The organism is Mesorhizobium sp. L2C066B000, from assembly GCF_000502335.1.
Lineage (GTDB): Bacteria > Pseudomonadota > Alphaproteobacteria > Rhizobiales > Rhizobiaceae > Mesorhizobium.
In genome coordinates this window covers 537,413-551,641 of sequence record NZ_AYWZ01000001.1, presented here as the reverse complement: position 1 = coordinate 551,641, position 14,229 = coordinate 537,413, and the positions used below count along the sequence as shown (strand labels likewise).

13 protein-coding genes and 2 pseudogenes are annotated in these 14,229 nt (G+C 63.9%); 9 read left to right on the top strand and 6 right to left on the bottom strand.

Annotation, left to right across the window (positions count from 1 at the left end):
• Window positions 1-36: 36 nt before the first annotated feature.
• Window positions 37-675 carry an isochorismatase family protein gene (locus X733_RS163190; RefSeq protein WP_023686167.1) on the bottom strand — a complete coding sequence of 213 codons (639 nt, stop codon included), beginning with the start codon at window positions 673-675 and terminating at the stop codon, window positions 37-39.
• Between the two features lie 124 nt (window positions 676-799).
• Between X733_RS163190 and X733_RS163195 the strand changes: the two genes are divergently transcribed.
• Window positions 800-1,795: a helix-turn-helix domain-containing protein gene (locus X733_RS163195; protein WP_023699691.1), complete on the top strand. Its 996-nt coding sequence runs from the start codon at window positions 800-802 to the stop codon at window positions 1,793-1,795.
• A gap of 15 nt (window positions 1,796-1,810) precedes the next feature.
• Here the strand turns inward: X733_RS163195 and X733_RS163200 are convergent, their stop codons facing one another.
• Window positions 1,811-2,368, bottom strand: coding sequence for a sugar O-acetyltransferase (locus X733_RS163200; protein ID WP_023695826.1), 558 nt, complete (start codon window positions 2,366-2,368; stop codon window positions 1,811-1,813).
• A 153-nt stretch (window positions 2,369-2,521) separates the two neighbouring features.
• On the opposite strand from X733_RS163200, the gene X733_RS163205 reads away from it, so the two are divergent.
• The 4 genes and pseudogenes from X733_RS163205 to X733_RS163215 all read left to right on the top strand — a co-directional run bounded on the left by X733_RS163205 (window position 2,522) and on the right by X733_RS163215 (window position 6,810).
• Window positions 2,522-2,983: a membrane protein gene (locus X733_RS163205; protein WP_023695827.1), complete on the top strand. Its 462-nt coding sequence runs from the start codon at window positions 2,522-2,524 to the stop codon at window positions 2,981-2,983.
• On the top strand, window positions 2,980-4,371 hold the full coding sequence (locus tag X733_RS163210) for an FAD-containing oxidoreductase (protein ID WP_023817397.1): 1,392 nt from the start codon (window positions 2,980-2,982) through the stop codon (window positions 4,369-4,371). The genes X733_RS163205 and X733_RS163210 overlap by 4 nt, the downstream gene beginning before the upstream one ends.
• A 115-nt stretch (window positions 4,372-4,486) precedes the next feature.
• Window positions 4,487-5,663: pseudogene (locus X733_RS01000000165790) on the top strand (MFS transporter).
• Between the two features lie 91 nt (window positions 5,664-5,754).
• Window positions 5,755-6,810: a succinylglutamate desuccinylase/aspartoacylase family protein gene (locus tag X733_RS163215; RefSeq protein ID WP_023817396.1), complete on the top strand. Its 1,056-nt coding sequence runs from the start codon at window positions 5,755-5,757 to the stop codon at window positions 6,808-6,810.
• A gap of 1 nt (window position 6,811) precedes the next feature.
• On the opposite strand, the pseudogene X733_RS01000000165785 reads toward X733_RS163215, so the two are convergent.
• A pseudogene (locus tag X733_RS01000000165785) lies at window positions 6,812-7,581 on the bottom strand (isocitrate lyase/phosphoenolpyruvate mutase family protein).
• A 321-nt stretch (window positions 7,582-7,902) separates the two neighbouring features.
• Between X733_RS01000000165785 and X733_RS163220 the strand changes: the two are divergent.
• Together X733_RS163220 and X733_RS163225 are read left to right on the top strand one after the other, a co-directional pair.
• Window positions 7,903-10,092 (top strand): anthranilate synthase, encoded by a 2,190-nt coding sequence (locus tag X733_RS163220; RefSeq protein ID WP_023817395.1) that lies wholly within the window; start codon window positions 7,903-7,905, stop codon window positions 10,090-10,092.
• 5 nt (window positions 10,093-10,097) lie between these two features.
• The gene (locus tag X733_RS163225) at window positions 10,098-11,045 is read left to right on the top strand and encodes a cation diffusion facilitator family transporter (RefSeq protein ID WP_023683651.1); all 948 of its coding nucleotides are present in this window, start codon (window positions 10,098-10,100) and stop codon (window positions 11,043-11,045) included.
• 6 nt (window positions 11,046-11,051) lie between these two features.
• Here the strand turns inward: X733_RS163225 and X733_RS163230 are convergent, their stop codons facing one another.
• The 3 genes from X733_RS163230 to X733_RS163240 form a co-directional block, all read right to left on the bottom strand.
• Window positions 11,052-11,438, bottom strand: coding sequence for a type II toxin-antitoxin system VapC family toxin (locus X733_RS163230; RefSeq protein WP_023741041.1), 387 nt, complete (start codon window positions 11,436-11,438; stop codon window positions 11,052-11,054).
• Complete coding sequence (gene vapB / locus X733_RS163235) at window positions 11,435-11,680, bottom strand: type II toxin-antitoxin system VapB family antitoxin (RefSeq protein ID WP_023711113.1); 246 nt, start codon at window positions 11,678-11,680, stop codon at window positions 11,435-11,437. Before vapB ends, X733_RS163230 begins: the two co-directional genes overlap by 4 nt.
• Before the next feature lie 64 nt (window positions 11,681-11,744).
• Window positions 11,745-12,833 carry a hypothetical protein gene (locus tag X733_RS163240; protein WP_023817394.1) on the bottom strand — a complete coding sequence of 363 codons (1,089 nt, stop codon included), beginning with the start codon at window positions 12,831-12,833 and terminating at the stop codon, window positions 11,745-11,747.
• Between the two features lie 100 nt (window positions 12,834-12,933).
• Here X733_RS163240 and X733_RS163245 point away from each other — a divergent pair, with 100 nt between their 5' ends.
• Window positions 12,934-13,362 carry a DsrE family protein gene (locus X733_RS163245; RefSeq protein WP_023686179.1) on the top strand — a complete coding sequence of 143 codons (429 nt, stop codon included), beginning with the start codon at window positions 12,934-12,936 and terminating at the stop codon, window positions 13,360-13,362.
• A gap of 73 nt (window positions 13,363-13,435) precedes the next feature.
• Window positions 13,436-14,215: an SDR family oxidoreductase gene (locus X733_RS163250; RefSeq protein WP_023817393.1), complete on the top strand. Its 780-nt coding sequence runs from the start codon at window positions 13,436-13,438 to the stop codon at window positions 14,213-14,215.
• The last annotated feature ends 14 nt before the right edge of the window (window positions 14,216-14,229 follow it).

The window sequence follows — 14,229 nt, the reverse complement described above, 5'->3', positions numbered from 1 at the left end:
ACTGGCCGCCCTTTTGCTTTTCGGGGACAGATTTGCCTATGCAGCGTTGCGCGCCAGCGCGCGCTGGTTGGACGCATAGGGCGTGTCGCGTTCGGGCAAAGCACCGGTCTTCAGGCAATCGATCCATTCGGCGGTCTTGAGCACGGCCGCAAAGCGCGACTGCAGGATGATGGACACCACGCGGTGGATCTCCTCGGCCGAGGCGTAGCCGGCGCTGTTGGCGTAAGGCAGCGAACCGGTGGCGTCGGACAGGAACTCGACCGCAAAGCCGACATGCGCGGCGTGGATGATGCTCGACAGGTCGCAATTATGCGTCATGTAGCCGATCACCGTTATCGTATCGATGGTATTGGCGCGCAGCCACGCCTCGAGGTCGGTGCCGGCAAAGGCGCTAGGCAGTGACTTCTCGACATAGTGGTCGCGGCTTCGCCGGGCGATCTCGGGATGCAGTTCGCCGCCATGGCTGCCCTTGGCGAAGACTGGCGAGGTCTCGGGCGCCATCTGCTTGACGACCACCACCTTCACGCCGGCCGCAGCGGCGGCATCCATAGCGCGCGCGACATTGACGACGCTGTCGCGGAACGGCGGACACTGGATGGCGAGGTTGCCGCCATCATAATCATTCTGGACATCGATAACGATGAGTGCGCGGCGCGGCGTGATATTGGCGGACATGGTGTTCTCCTTCGAGCTCGAATGGGACAGGAAATAGGCGAATCGCCCGACTGCCAAAAGTGGCCCGATTGACATCAGTCGAAAGAATTGGGACAATCCGCTTTTTCGCTTGCTGGAAACACGCATGGCCGACCCGATCATTGCCGTTCTCGCCTTTGACGGCATCAGCCCGTTCCACCTCTCCGTGCCGTGCGTGGTGTTCGGCACCGACCGCACCATGCTTGGCCTGCCGCGTTTCGACTTTCGCGTCTGCGCGCTCGACGATGGAGCGATCCACACCGATGCCGGGCTGACCATCGCGGTGCCGTATGGCCTTTCCGCATTCGACGATGCCGACATCGTCATCGTTCCGAGCTGGAAGGATCTCGAGGCCCCACTTCCGCCGCCGCTCCTGGCAGCGCTCACCCACGCGCACCGGCGCGGTGCGCTGATCGTCGGCCTCTGTCTCGGCACCTTCGCCATTGCCGCCGCCGGGCTGCTTGCGGGCCGGCGTGCGACGACACATTGGGCCTCCACCGACCGGTTGCAGGCATTGTACCCGGACATCGAAGTCGACGCCGACGTGCTCTATGTCGACGACGGCGACATCGTCACCTCGGCCGGCGTCGCCGCCGGGCTCGACTGCTGCCTGCACATTGTGCGCGCGCGCTATGGCGCAGAGGTAGCGCTGCGGCTGGCAAGGCACATTGTACTGTCGCCGCACCGGCAGGGTGGGCAGGCGCAGTTCATCGAGCGCCCGCTGGCGAAAACCCCGGCCACCGACCGCTTCACCCTGGCGCTGGACACGGTGCGGGCAACGCTCGGACAAACGCACAACCTCGACCGCGTCGCGGAGGCCGCGGGCCTGACTCGGCGCACTTTCACCCGCCGTTTCCAGAAATCGATCGGCACCAGCTTTGGCGAATGGTTGGCCGGCCAACGCACCGAACTGGCGCAACGGCTGCTGGAGGCGACGGAAAAATCGATGGACATGGTGGCCTTCGAAGCCGGCTTCGGCAGCGCCACCTCGCTGCGCCAGCATTTCGCCGCACGGCTCAAGACGTCACCGGCCCAATACCGGCGTGAATTCTCGCGGCGAGCCGGTCCGGACGAGCGCATGGCACGTACGGCTTCATACTGACCGCCCACGACGAGTTCAGCCCCGCTTGACCGCCCGCGCCGGATTGCCGACCACTGTGGTGTTGTCAGGCACGTCGCGCGTCACCACCGCGCCGGCGCCGACTATGGCGCCATCGCCGATGCTGATGCCGCCGAGGATGATGGCGCTGCCGCCGATCCAGGCGTCATTGCCAATGGTGACCGGCCGGGCAATCTCCAGTCCCGCCTGACGGCCCGCGGCCTCCTTGTGGTGCTCGGCGCAGTAGATCTGCACATTGGGGCCGAGAAGCGTCCGCCTGCCGATACGCACCGGCGCGGTGTCGAGGATGGTGCAGCCGGCATTGAGGAAGGCGCCGTCGCCGAGATGGATGTTGAAACCGTAGGCGCAGTGGAACGGCGCCTCAATGCGGCCGCCCTCGCCCGTGCTGCCGAGCAGCACCGACAGCGCCGGACCGATATTGCCGCGTTGCTGGGGCGGTAGCGTATTATGCTCGAACACCGCATCGCGCGCGATCACCCGCAGCGCCTCTAGTTCGTCGTCGATGCAGGTGTACCATTCGCCTGCAATCATCCTTGTGCGTTCGCTATCGGCCATCACAGCGACTCCGTCCCTTCGTCGTGTTCGACTGTTTACCAAAGTACAATGCTCACTGATGGAAGAAGCACCAGTGCCTACTCTCGTCAAACGCAGGACCTATGCTAGCTTGCCCTCGTGGGCCAGTCCCGGGCCTGCTTCGAGGGGATCGACATGCTCTATTTGCTTGCACTTCTGATCGGCGTCATTGCCGGTCTTCGCGCCATGACCGCGCCGGCCGCGATCGCCTGGGGCGCGTATCTCGGCTGGCTGCCGGTGGCCGGCACCTGGGCAAGTTTCATGGGCCATTGGGCCGCCGTCGGTATCTTCACCATCCTCGCCATCGTCGAACTGGTCACCGACCAGCTGCCCTCGACGCCGAGCCGCAAGGTGCCGCAGCAATTCGGCGCCCGCATCCTGCTTGGCGCCTTCAGCGGCGCGGTGATCGGCGCCACTGCCGGTTCCACCATTGGCGGCCTGATTGCCGGCGCCATCGGTGCCGTCATCGGCACCTATGGCGGCGCCGAAGCGCGCGGCCGGTTGGCCGCCGCCTTCGGCAAGGATTTGCCTGCCGCCCTCATCGAGGACGCGGTGGCGATCATCGGCGGCCTGCTGATCGTGGCGGCGGTGGTATGACTGCCCAAGCCTCAGACGCCAAGACATACGACGCCATCATCATCGGCGCCGGACAGGCCGGCCCTCCTCTCGCCGGCCGGCTGACGTCAGCCGGCATGAGCGTGGCGCTGATCGAGCGCAAGCTGGTCGGCGGCACCTGCGTCAACACCGGCTGCATGCCGACCAAGACCATGGTCGCCAGCGCCTATGCCGCGCATCTGGCGCGGCGTGCCGCGGACTACGGCGTGACGTTCTCAGGCCCTGTCGGCGTGGACTACAAGAGGATCAAGGCGCGCAAGGACAAGGTCACCAACGACTCCCGCAGCAATCTGGAGACGTGGATCGCCGGCATGAAGGGCTGCACGCTTTATCGCGGCCATGCCCGCTTCGAATCCGCCAACACCGTGCGTGTCGGCGACGACCTTCTGACCGCCGAAAAGATCTTCCTCAACACCGGCGGCCGCGCCTCGGTGCCCGACCTGCCGGGCGTCAACGACGTCGACTACCTCACCAACTCCTCGATGATGGATCTCGATGTTTTGCCGCGCCATCTCATCGTCGTCGGCGGCAGCTACATCTCTCTTGAATTCGCGCAGATGTTTCGCCGCTTCGGCTCTGAAGTCACCGTCATCGAGAAGAGTTCGCGCCTGACCGGCCGCGAGGACGAGGACGTGTCGGCGGCCATCCTATCGATCCTCGAGAATGAAGGCGTAGCGGTCCATGTCGGCGCCGACAACATCGGCTTTGCCCAACAGGGCAAGGACATCGCCGTGACCTTCTCATCCGGCAAGCCGCCGGCGGTCGGCTCGCATGTGCTTCTGGCACTCGGCCGCACCCCCAACACCGACGATCTTGGCCTCGACAAGGCCGGCGTCGCGGTCGATCTGCGCGGCTTCGTCACCGTCGACGACCAGTTGCGCACCAGCGTGCCCGGCATCTGGGCGATGGGCGACTGCAACGGCAAGGGCGCCTTCACCCACACCTCCTACAACGACTATGAGATCGTCGCCGCCAATCTGCTCGACGACGATCCGCGCAAGGTCAGCGACCGCATCGAGGCCTATGCGCTCTACATCGATCCGCCGCTCGGCCGCTGCGGCATGACCGAGGCGGCGGTGAAGAAATCCGGGCGCAAGGCGCTGGTCGGCCAGCGACCAATGACCCGCGTCGGCCGCGCCATCGAAAAGGGCGAGACGCAAGGTTTCATGAAGATCCTGGTCGATGCCGACACCAGGCAAATCCTCGGCTGCTCCGTGCTCGGCCCCGGCGGCGACGAGGCGGTGCACTGCGTGCTCGACCTGATGTACGCCAAGGCGCCGGTCGATACGCTGGCGCGCGCCGTGCATATCCACCCCAACGTCTCGGAGCTGTTGCCAACCATCGCCCAGGAGCTGAAGCCGCTCGCCTGACATGACTCCGCGTCAAGCTCAGCGCTTTCTGCATTGGTGCGTTGCAGCAATGTGCATTGCGCGCGGCAAGGCTTCTCGTTCAGTCTGAATTGAACCGATTCAGTCTGGATTTTCCATGCCTTTGCCGATCCTTGCGCTTGCCATTGCGTCCTTTTGCATCGGCACCACCGAATTCGTCATCATGGGCCTGTTGCCGGAGGTTGCGGCCGATCTCGGAGTGTCGATCCCCTCGGCCGGCCTGCTGGTCACCGGCTATGCGCTGGGCGTCGTCTTCGGCGCGCCCATCGTCGCCATGGCCACCGCGCATCTGCCGCGCAAGCCGGTGCTGGTCGCGCTGACGGCGATGTTCGTCGTCGGCAATCTGCTCTGCGCCATTGCGCCCAATTACTGGCTTCTGATGGCCGCGCGTCTTCACCGCGTTCGGTCATGGCGCCTTTTTCGGCATTGGTTCCGTCGTTGCCGCCAGCCTGGTGCCGCGCAACAAGCGCGCCAGCGCCATGGCGATGATGTTCGCGGGATTGACGCTCTCCAACATTCTCGGCGTTCCTGCCGGCACCGCGCTTGGCGAAGCCTTCGGCTGGCGCTCCACCTTCTTTGCCGTCGTCGGCATCGGCCTGATCTCTGTTGCCGCCATCGCCTGGCTGGTGCCATCCAATGTCGTCGAACCGAGCGGCGGCGGCCTGCGCAGCGAACTGCGCGTGCTGGGCAAGCTGCAGGTCTGGCTCGCCATGCTGATCGCCTCGCTGGCCTCGGCCAGCCTGTTTGCCGTCTTCACCTACATCAAGCCCTACCTTACCGATGTCTCCGGCCTGTCGACCTCCGCGGTCACCTGGGTCCTGCTGCTGTTCGGCGCCGGCATGACCATAGGCAACATCATCGGCGGCCGGCTGGCCGACTGGAAATTGATGCCGACGGTCATCGGCACGCTGCTTTTGATGGCAGTTCTGTTTGTCGGCTTCATGCAGTTCGGCGCTATCGCCAGCGTCGCCATCGGCGTCGTCTTCTTGTGGGGACTGCTGATCTTCGTCGTCGTGCCGCCGCTGCAGATCCGCGTCGTCGAAGCGGCTTCGGAAGGGCCGAACCTCGCCGCCACGCTCAACCAGGGCGCATTCAATATCGGCAATGCCAGCGGCGCCTGGATCGGCGGCGTGGCTCTGTCGGCCGGCGTTTCCTATGCTCATTTGCCGCTGGTCGGCGCGGTGCTGGCCCTGCTGGCGGTCAGCGTAGCCGTTGTCTCGCAGGCGCTCGAAGGATCGGCGCCGATAACGACGGTTCCGGCCGCCGCCGAATAATTCCATTGCGCCCATGGCGGCGCGAACTGGACCAATCGACAGCCCCTTGGCAAAAGTGCATGTGTTCTGCCTCTTATCCTGGAGGCATCCCATGCAGAAATCGATCGAACGCATCGCCGGCGATACCGAAGGCGTTTCCTACGAATTCCCGCTGTTCCGCTTCGCCGGCGCCGACAAGGCAGCACCTTCGGCCTATCTGCAGGCAGCACTCCACGCCGGTGAATTGCCTGGTGTCGTCGCCATCGACGCGCTGATGCCGGCGCTGAACAAGGCCGAAGCCGAAGGCCGCATCAAGGGCAGCATCACGGTCGTGCCCTGGGCCAATCCGATCGGCCGCGCGCAATATCATTTCGGCGAGCACCAGGGCCGCTTCCATCTCGGCACCCGCAACAATTTCAACCGCGGCTTTCCGTTGCTCGCAGCACCGGACGCCAAGCTTTTGCCCGACACCACGCTTGGCACCCCCGACCAGCGATTGAAGACCCGTCTGGTGCAGCTGTCGCTCGGCCACGACATCGTGCTCGACCTGCATTGCGACGACGAGGGCCTTGCCTATCTCTACGTCCACGCCAGCCTGTGGCCGGCGATGGCCGATTGCGCCGCCGCCATGGGTGTCGACGCCGTGGTGTTGTGGAGCGAGGACACCGACGGCACCTTCGAGGGCGCCACGATCATGCCCTACCAGAACGTCCCCGCCAACGTGGCGAAGCTCGACCGCCGCGTTGCCACCACGGTAGAATACCGTGGCATGCTGGATGTCGACGGCGCGCTGGCAAGTTCCGATGCCGAAGGCCTTTACCGGCTGCTGGCGGCGCGCGGCGTCATCGCCGATACCGCCCTTCCCGCACCCGGCGCGTTCAAGGGCCTCGTCGCGCCGCTGGAGAACATCGACATGATGCCGGCGCCCCGGGCCGGCGCCATCCTCTACGACGTCAAGCCCGGCGACCGCGTCGCCAATGGCGCGCGCCTCGCCACCATCGTCCACACACCGGGCGAGGCCGGCGGCCGCACCGAAGTGCTGGCGCCGCAGGACGGCGTCATCCTGACCCGCCGCTCGCGCCGCATCATCCGCGCCGGCGAGGATCTCTTGAAGCTGGTCGGCGACAAGAAGAGCGCCGACGCGAGGTCAGGCACGCTGGAGGACTGAGCTAACCCGAAATCGCCAGCCGCGCCTTGGCCTCCAGCCATTCGGCCATCTGCCGGTACGGCACCGGGCCGTGGCTGACACGGGCGACACCAAGCTCGGCCAGGCGCTGGCGCGGCGGCACATGCGCCAGCGCGATGATGTTGACCGGCAATGCCGTCGCCTTGCACAGCGCCTCGATTAACCCTCGTCGCCGAGCCCCGGCGCAAAGAAGCCGCTCGCTCCTGCCTTTTCATAAGCGTGCGCCCGCTCGATGGCCTGGTCGAGCAGCACGCTGTCATGCACATCCGGCTTGGCCTTGAGGAAAATGTCGGTACGGGCGTTGATAAAGGCGGGAATGCCGGAAGCCTTCACCGCCGCCGCTGCCGCCTCGATGCGCTTCACCTGTATGGCGATGTCGTGCAGACCAGCGCCGCCGACGATCTGGTCCTCGAAATTGAAACCGATGGCGCCGGCCTGCAGGGCACGTGTCACCGTCTGGGCGACAGTCACCGGCTCGACGCCGTAGCCGCCTTCGAGGTCCATGGTCACCGGCAGGTCGACTGCCGCCACGATGCGCTTGATGTTGTCCAGCGCCAGCTCCAGCGGAATTTTCTCGCCATCGGCATAACCAAAAGCAGCCGCGACCGGCCAGCTTCCGGTGGCGATCGCCTTGGCGCCCGCCTTCTCGACGATCTTGGCCGAGCCCGGATCCCAGGCATTGTAGAGAACGATCGGGTTGCCCCTGACGTGGAGCGCATGGAACCTGCGTGCGCGCTCGATCTGCTCGGTCATTGCTGTCTTCCCGTCTTTCCGATGTTGGACGAACAGTCTAGGCAGGACCCCAAGCCTTGGCGATGTGCCATGGGCTGCAGAAGCGGCGGCCACAAACAGGCCTTTCAAACCTGTTGCGCATCCGGCTTTTCGCCGCTATGGATTTCGCCCATGAACATGCGCTCGATCAAGACCATTTGGTGGTGGGCCCGCTGACAGCGGCCTGTTCGAACGCGTGCGCGTGAAAATAGAGGGTGGCCGCAACGGAATGTCCGGGCGGCCATTTGTTTTTTCAAAGCCAGTCCCGGGTCCGTTGCCCCAACAAGCCATATGGAGACGGCAATGACGATCAAGGCTCTGGAAAACGGCGCGGAAAGCTTCGTGACCGCAGGTGGTGTCACCATCACCCGCGAACGCCACGACAAGCCTTACGCCGGTGCGATCGACGCCTATGTCGATGGCTTGAACTCGCGCCGTGGTGCGGTGTTTTCCTCGAATTACGAATATCCGGGCCGCTACACACGCTGGGATACGGCCATCATCGATCCGCCGCTGGTGATTTCCGCGCGTGGCCGCGCCATGCGCATCGAGGCGCTGAACGGCCGTGGCGAAGTGCTGCTGCCGGTGATCGGCAAGACGCTGGCCGGCATTACCGAGGTGACGATTGCTGAAACCTCGAAAAAGCTGATCCGCCTCGATGTCGCCAAGCCCGGCCGCGTCTTCACCGAGGAAGAGCGCAGCCGCGTCCCCTCTGTGTTTACTGTGCTGCGCGCCATCACCGCTTTGTTCAAGACCGATGAAGACGCCAATCTCGGCCTTTACGGCGCCTTCGGTTACGACCTCGCCTTCCAGTTCGATCCAGTCGACTACAAGCTCGAGCGCAAACAGAGCCAGCGCGATCTCGTGCTGTTCCTGCCTGACGAGATCCTGGTCGTCGACCATTATTCGACCAAGGCCTGGACCGACCGCTACGACTATTCCGGCGACGGTTTTTCAACCGAGGGGCTGCCGCGCGACGAAATCGCCGAACCGTTCAAGACCGCCGACCGCATCCCGCCGCGCGGCGACCATGAGCCTGGCGAATACGCCAATCTGGTGCGCAAGGCGATGGATAGTTTCAAGCGCGGCGACCTGTTCGAGGTCGTGCCCGGGCAGATGTTCTACGAACGCTGCGAGACGCAGCCTTCCGAAATCTCGCGCAAGCTGAAGTCGATCAACCCGTCGCCCTATTCCTTCTTCATCAATCTCGGCGAAAACGAGTATCTGATCGGCGCCTCGCCCGAAATGTTCGTGCGCGTCAACGGCCGCCGCGTAGAGACCTGCCCGATCTCCGGCACCATCAAGCGCGGCGACGACGCCATTTCCGACAGCGAGCAGATCCTGAAGCTGCTCAATTCCAAGAAGGATGAATCCGAGCTGACCATGTGCTCGGACGTCGACCGCAACGACAAGTCAAGGGTCTGCGATCCGGGCTCGGTGCGCGTCATCGGCCGCCGCCAGATCGAGATGTATTCACGCCTGATCCACACCGTCGATCACATCGAAGGGCGCCTGCGCGAAGGCATGGATGCCTTCGACGCCTTCCTGTCGCATGCCTGGGCGGTCACCGTCACCGGCGCGCCGAAACTGTGGGCCATGCGCTTCATCGAGCAGAACGAAAAGAGCCCGCGAGCCTGGTATGGCGGCGCCATCGGCATGGTCAATTTCAACGGCGACATGAACACCGGCCTGACGCTCCGCACCATCCGCATCAAGGACGGCATTGCCGAGGTGCGAGCAGGCGCCACGTTGCTCTTCGACAGCATCCCCGAGGAAGAAGAAGCCGAAACCGAACTGAAGGCATCCGCCATGCTCTCCGCCATTCGCGACGCCAAATTGGGCAATGCCGCAGGCGCCGAACGCACCACCGCGCGCGTCGGCGACGGCGTCAACATCCTGCTCGTCGACCACGAGGACTCCTTTGTCCACACACTGGCCAACTATTTCCGCCAGACCGGTGCCAATGTCTCGACCGTGCGTTCGCCGGTGCCGGAAGAAGTCTTCGAACGGCTGAAGCCCGATCTCGTCGTGCTGTCGCCCGGACCGGGCACGCCGAAGGATTTCGACTGCGCCGCGACCATCAAGAACGCCCGCGCCCGCGACCTGCCGATCTTCGGTGTCTGCCTTGGCCTGCAGGCGCTGGCGGAGGCCTATGGCGGCGAACTCAGGCAGTTGCACGTGCCGATGCACGGCAAGCCGTCGCGCATCCGCGTCTCCAAGCCTGGAATCATCTTCTCCGGCCTGCCCAAGGAAGTGACCGTCGGCCGCTACCACTCGATCTTCGCCGATCCGGTGCGGCTGCCCGACGATTTCATCGTCACCGCCGAGACCGAGGATGGCATCATCATGGCCTTCGAACACCGCAAGGAGCCGATCGCCGCCGTCCAGTTCCATCCGGAATCGATCATGACGCTCGGCCACAATGCCGGCATGCGCATCATCGAAAACATCGTTGCGCATCTGCCGCGCAAGGCCAAGGAAAAGGCCGCTTAGAAACGATGGCGGCGACGGACAACATGGCGGCGATCGCAGCGAAGGCAGCGGCCAGGCAAAGGATCGCCAGCCTTGCCTTCTGGTCGATTGTCATCGCCTGCGTGGTGCTCGCGCTCAAGCTTGCCGCATGGTACGTCACCGGCTCCGTTGCGCTCTATTCGGATGCGCTGGAGTCGATCGTCAACGTCATAGCCTCGGCCGCCGCCTATTGGGCGGTCCTGGTCAGCTACAAGCCGGCCGACCAGGACCATCCGTTCGGCCACCACAAGGCCGAGTATTTTTCGGCGGTGCTGGAAGGCGTGCTGATCGTGCTCGCCGCGCTTTTGATCCTCAACGAGGTCTGGCGCTCCTGGCAGACGCCGACCCCGCTCGAACAACCCTGGGAGGGCCTGGCGATCAACGGCGTCGCCACCGTCATCAACGCCTTCTGGGCCTGGACGCTGATCCGCGCCGGGCGCAGCGCAAAATCACCGGCGCTGGTCGCCGACGGCCGGCACATCATGACCGACGTCGTGACCTCGGTCGGCGTCTTCGGCGGCCTCGTCGGCGCTATCCTGACCGGTTGGCAGATCCTTGATCCGGCGCTTGCCGTCATCGTCGCGCTCAACATCCTGTGGCAGGGCTGGCACGTCATCGGCTCGTCGATGAACGGGCTGATGGACCGCGCAGTGGACACGACCGAACACATGCACATTCGCGACATCATCTCGGCCAATTGCAAGGGCGCGCTGGAGGTTCATGACCTCAAGACCCGCATCGCCGGCCGCGCCACCTTCATCGAGTTCCACCTGGTCGTCGACGCCGACATGACGGTCGGCGCCAGCCACGTCATTTGCGACCGCATCGAGGACGCGCTGAAGGCCGAAATCCCCTCGGTGCGCGTCACCATCCATGTCGAACCGGACGACGAGGCGAAGCTGCCGAAAGGCACGACGGCGGTGCCGTTCGCGTGAGACGAGTTACCACGTTTCGATAGTGAGATCTTTGATCCGCTCGAATTCCCGGATATTGCGGGTTATCAGCGTGAGGTCCCGAGCACGTGCCTGCCCGCCAATCAGCGCATCGTAGGGACCAATCGGGGTTCCCAGTGCCGCAAGCCCAGCACGAATCTCACCGGCATGTCTCGCGTCGTCTCGGTCGAATTCAAGTACCGGGAACTGCAAAGCTTCGATGCGCGCCAGATTTTGGACCTTTCGCTGGCTCTTTTCAGCGCCGTAGTACAGCTCATGCAAAACGACCGCCGAGAGAGCAAAGTCTTGTGGTGCATGCCGTTTGAGCAAAGCCAGCAGACCCTCGTCGCCCGAGATGATCGCTATGACGGCATTGGTGTCGAGCAGGTAGGTCACTTAAAGAGGTCATCCAAAGCAGGTCGATCCTGACCATCCTGACGCTCCAGCGCTCCCTGGGCGAAATCGTCGTCAACCGGTCCGATGACCTGGTCGAGCCATGCCCAATCCTGCGCAAGCGGCTCCAAGATGACAGTTTGCCCATGACGACGGATCGAAACCTCGTCTGCCTCGAACCGAAACTCCTTAGGCAAGCGCACAGCTTGTGACCGGCCTGACCAGAACACCTTTGCCTTGTCCATGTGCATCCTCAAATGAGATATAGCAAAGATATATACCATGGTAGCGTCATAGACAAGATCGAACTCAACGAGTGCAGGCCGACTGCGGCATAGCCTCCAACCGGTAGACCTTGTCATCGGACTTGGTCTTGCCATCCGCCGAGCACAGATCGACAATCGCCAGGCTGCTATTGGGGTTGGCCAGCATGAGGGTGCCGTTGGCGCCGCGCTTGAGGAAGATTTCCTTTTGCGCGATATCGCAGGAAAAGTTGCTCATCTTCGAACTGGCCGCGCAGCGCCATTGATCCGCTTCACCCTGGCAGGAATAGGTCTGCGTGACCTTCGTCCCGTTCTTCCTGGTGGTCACCGAAACGGCGACATCGGAGCCGTCGGGCCAGTTGGCGACATCGCCTGAGGCAAAGGAGGCGAGTTCGACCGGCCCGCGGAAGACCCGGATCGACTGCGTCACCTGGTCGGGATGCGAGGAGAGATGCGCGGCATCGTAGTCTCGCCCGAAACAGAAAGGCTGGTCCGGCTTCAGTCGCTCGCGCAAGGGAGCCCCAAGCGCCGGATCGATCGGGTCGATCTTGGCGAATTCAGCCTGGCAGGTTGCGGCCGGCATCGGGTCGAGGCGGAAATTATTGTCCTCCGAGCCCAGAGCCTGCCGGTCATATTCGGCTTCGCCCAGTTCGTCTTCCGATCCGGCGTCGAGATAGAGATCGGACGAGACGTCGGTGAGGATCAGGCGGCCTTTGTCATCGAGCTTCAGCGACGCCATGGTGCGGTCGCAGTCCATGCCGCAGCGGATCGGACCTGACTTGCCGTCCTCGGACTCGTGATTGCACCAGCCGCCGGCCCATTGCGGCGCCTTGGCGCCGCGCACCGTGGTGGTGAGAAAACCGTTGTAGGAGGTGTCGGCGTTTGCCATCGGCTCTTCGTTCGGATGGCTCACCGGATCATGGCCATAGAGGAAGAAGATCCGCGCCACCTTCTGCTTTGGATGCGCCTTGAGGTGCGCCGCATCATAGACGCGGCCGAAACACGCATCGGCGCCATTCGGGCTGAGTTCGGGTAATTTAAGCGCATCGCCGGCAAGGGCCGAACTTGCAAGCGCGCCGAGCAGCACGGCGCCAAATCCAGCGCTGGCAACAACCTTCCACTTCCTGAACGCCATGTGACCCCCTCCTCGCATCGACAGGACGTAACGTGAATTTATGCTAGTATCATGGCCGCAGCCACGCAATTTGCGGGGAGCGCCAAGCCGAGAGGATGCCATGCGTCGACGCGACATGTTCCGGGCCAGCCTTGCCGGTGCCGCCGGCCTGTTCGGGCTGAGCCGGGCCGCCGCCGCTGAAGACAGACCGAAGGTCGCCTATCACCTCAGCGACCTCGATAAGGTCAACTTCGTGCTCGGCAACATCAAGAACCACTATGAAGGCACCGGCGGCAATGTCGACATCGTGTTGGTCGTGCATGGTCCGGCCCTCGCCGGCTTCAAGTCGAAAGGCATATCGGCGGCGATCTCGGGACGCTTTGCCGGCCTTGTCCAACAGGGCCTTGAGCCGCATGCCTGCGGCAACACCATGCAAGGCATGGAGATCACGCTTGCCGACCTGCTCGAGGGCTTCCACGCCGCCGACAAGGGCGGCGTCGTCAAGCTCGCCGAACTGCAGCGCCAAGGCTACGCCTATCTCCGGCCCTGAGCCGCCACGGGCTTGAACGTGAAGGCCATGAGAGCCTACGAAGGGTGGCCAAACAGCCCGAAGGAAAGTGCTCATGACCGCGACCACCCTCGTCATCCCCGATCTTGCCGGCAAGGCGGTGCTGGTCACCGGCGCTTCGACCGGCATCGGTGCCGCCCTTGCACTGGCCTACGCCGCCCAGAAATGCCGGGTCGCCCTGCACTACAATTCGAGCCGCGAAGCGGCCGAAACGCTGGCCAAAACCATCCGCGACAGCGGCGGTGAGGTGTTCCTGAAACAGGGCGACTTCTCACAGGCAGCCGATGTCGAGCGGGTAGTCGAGGAGAGCGCCGAAAAATTCGGCCGGCTCGACGGGCTGGTCAACAATGCCGGCGGCATGCTCGGCCGCGTGCCCTATGCGGAGCAGACCGAGGCGCACTACGACGCGGTGATGGACCTCAACGCCCGCTCGGTGCTGACGGCCTCGCGCAAGGCGATGCCATGGCTGAAGAAGCAGGGCGGCTTCATCGTCAACACCTCGTCGATCGCGGCGCGCAATGGCGCTGGCGGCGGCGCCGGGCTGTACGGTTCAGCCAAGGCCTTTGTCTCCAATGTGACGCGCGGCATGGCCAAGGAACTGATCGGCTTCGGCATCCGCGTCAACGCGGTGGCGCCGGGCACCATCGCGACACCCTTCCATGAGCGCTATTCCACCGACGAGCAGATGAAGGGCATGGTCGCCACCATTCCTCAAGGGCGTGCCGGCACGGCCGAAGACTGCGTCGGCGCTTATCTGTTTCTGTCCTCCGATCTTTTGAGCGGCTACATCACCGGTCAGGTCATCGAGGTGAACGGTGGCCAGTTGATGCCGTGAGCCGGCAATTGCAT

What these genes read in the sequence shown, in the direction of transcription:
- X733_RS163190 (WP_023686167.1), bottom strand. Translation starts at nt 675, where the DNA reads ATGTCCGCCAATATCACGCCGCGCCGCGCACTCATCGTTATCGATGTC.
- X733_RS163195 (WP_023699691.1), top strand. Translation starts at nt 800, where the DNA reads ATGGCCGACCCGATCATTGCCGTTCTCGCCTTTGACGGCATCAGCCCG.
- X733_RS163200 (WP_023695826.1), bottom strand. Translation starts at nt 2,368, where the DNA reads ATGGCCGATAGCGAACGCACAAGGATGATTGCAGGCGAATGGTACACC.
- X733_RS163205 (WP_023695827.1), top strand. Translation starts at nt 2,522, where the DNA reads ATGCTCTATTTGCTTGCACTTCTGATCGGCGTCATTGCCGGTCTTCGC.
- X733_RS163210 (WP_023817397.1), top strand. Translation starts at nt 2,980, where the DNA reads ATGACTGCCCAAGCCTCAGACGCCAAGACATACGACGCCATCATCATC.
- X733_RS163215 (WP_023817396.1), top strand. Translation starts at nt 5,755, where the DNA reads ATGCAGAAATCGATCGAACGCATCGCCGGCGATACCGAAGGCGTTTCC.
- X733_RS163220 (WP_023817395.1), top strand. Translation starts at nt 7,903, where the DNA reads ATGACGATCAAGGCTCTGGAAAACGGCGCGGAAAGCTTCGTGACCGCA.
- X733_RS163225 (WP_023683651.1), top strand. Translation starts at nt 10,098, where the DNA reads ATGGCGGCGACGGACAACATGGCGGCGATCGCAGCGAAGGCAGCGGCC.
- vapB (WP_023711113.1), bottom strand. Translation starts at nt 11,680, where the DNA reads ATGGACAAGGCAAAGGTGTTCTGGTCAGGCCGGTCACAAGCTGTGCGC.
- X733_RS163240 (WP_023817394.1), bottom strand. Translation starts at nt 12,833, where the DNA reads ATGGCGTTCAGGAAGTGGAAGGTTGTTGCCAGCGCTGGATTTGGCGCC.
- X733_RS163245 (WP_023686179.1), top strand. Translation starts at nt 12,934, where the DNA reads ATGCGTCGACGCGACATGTTCCGGGCCAGCCTTGCCGGTGCCGCCGGC.
- X733_RS163250 (WP_023817393.1), top strand. Translation starts at nt 13,436, where the DNA reads ATGACCGCGACCACCCTCGTCATCCCCGATCTTGCCGGCAAGGCGGTG.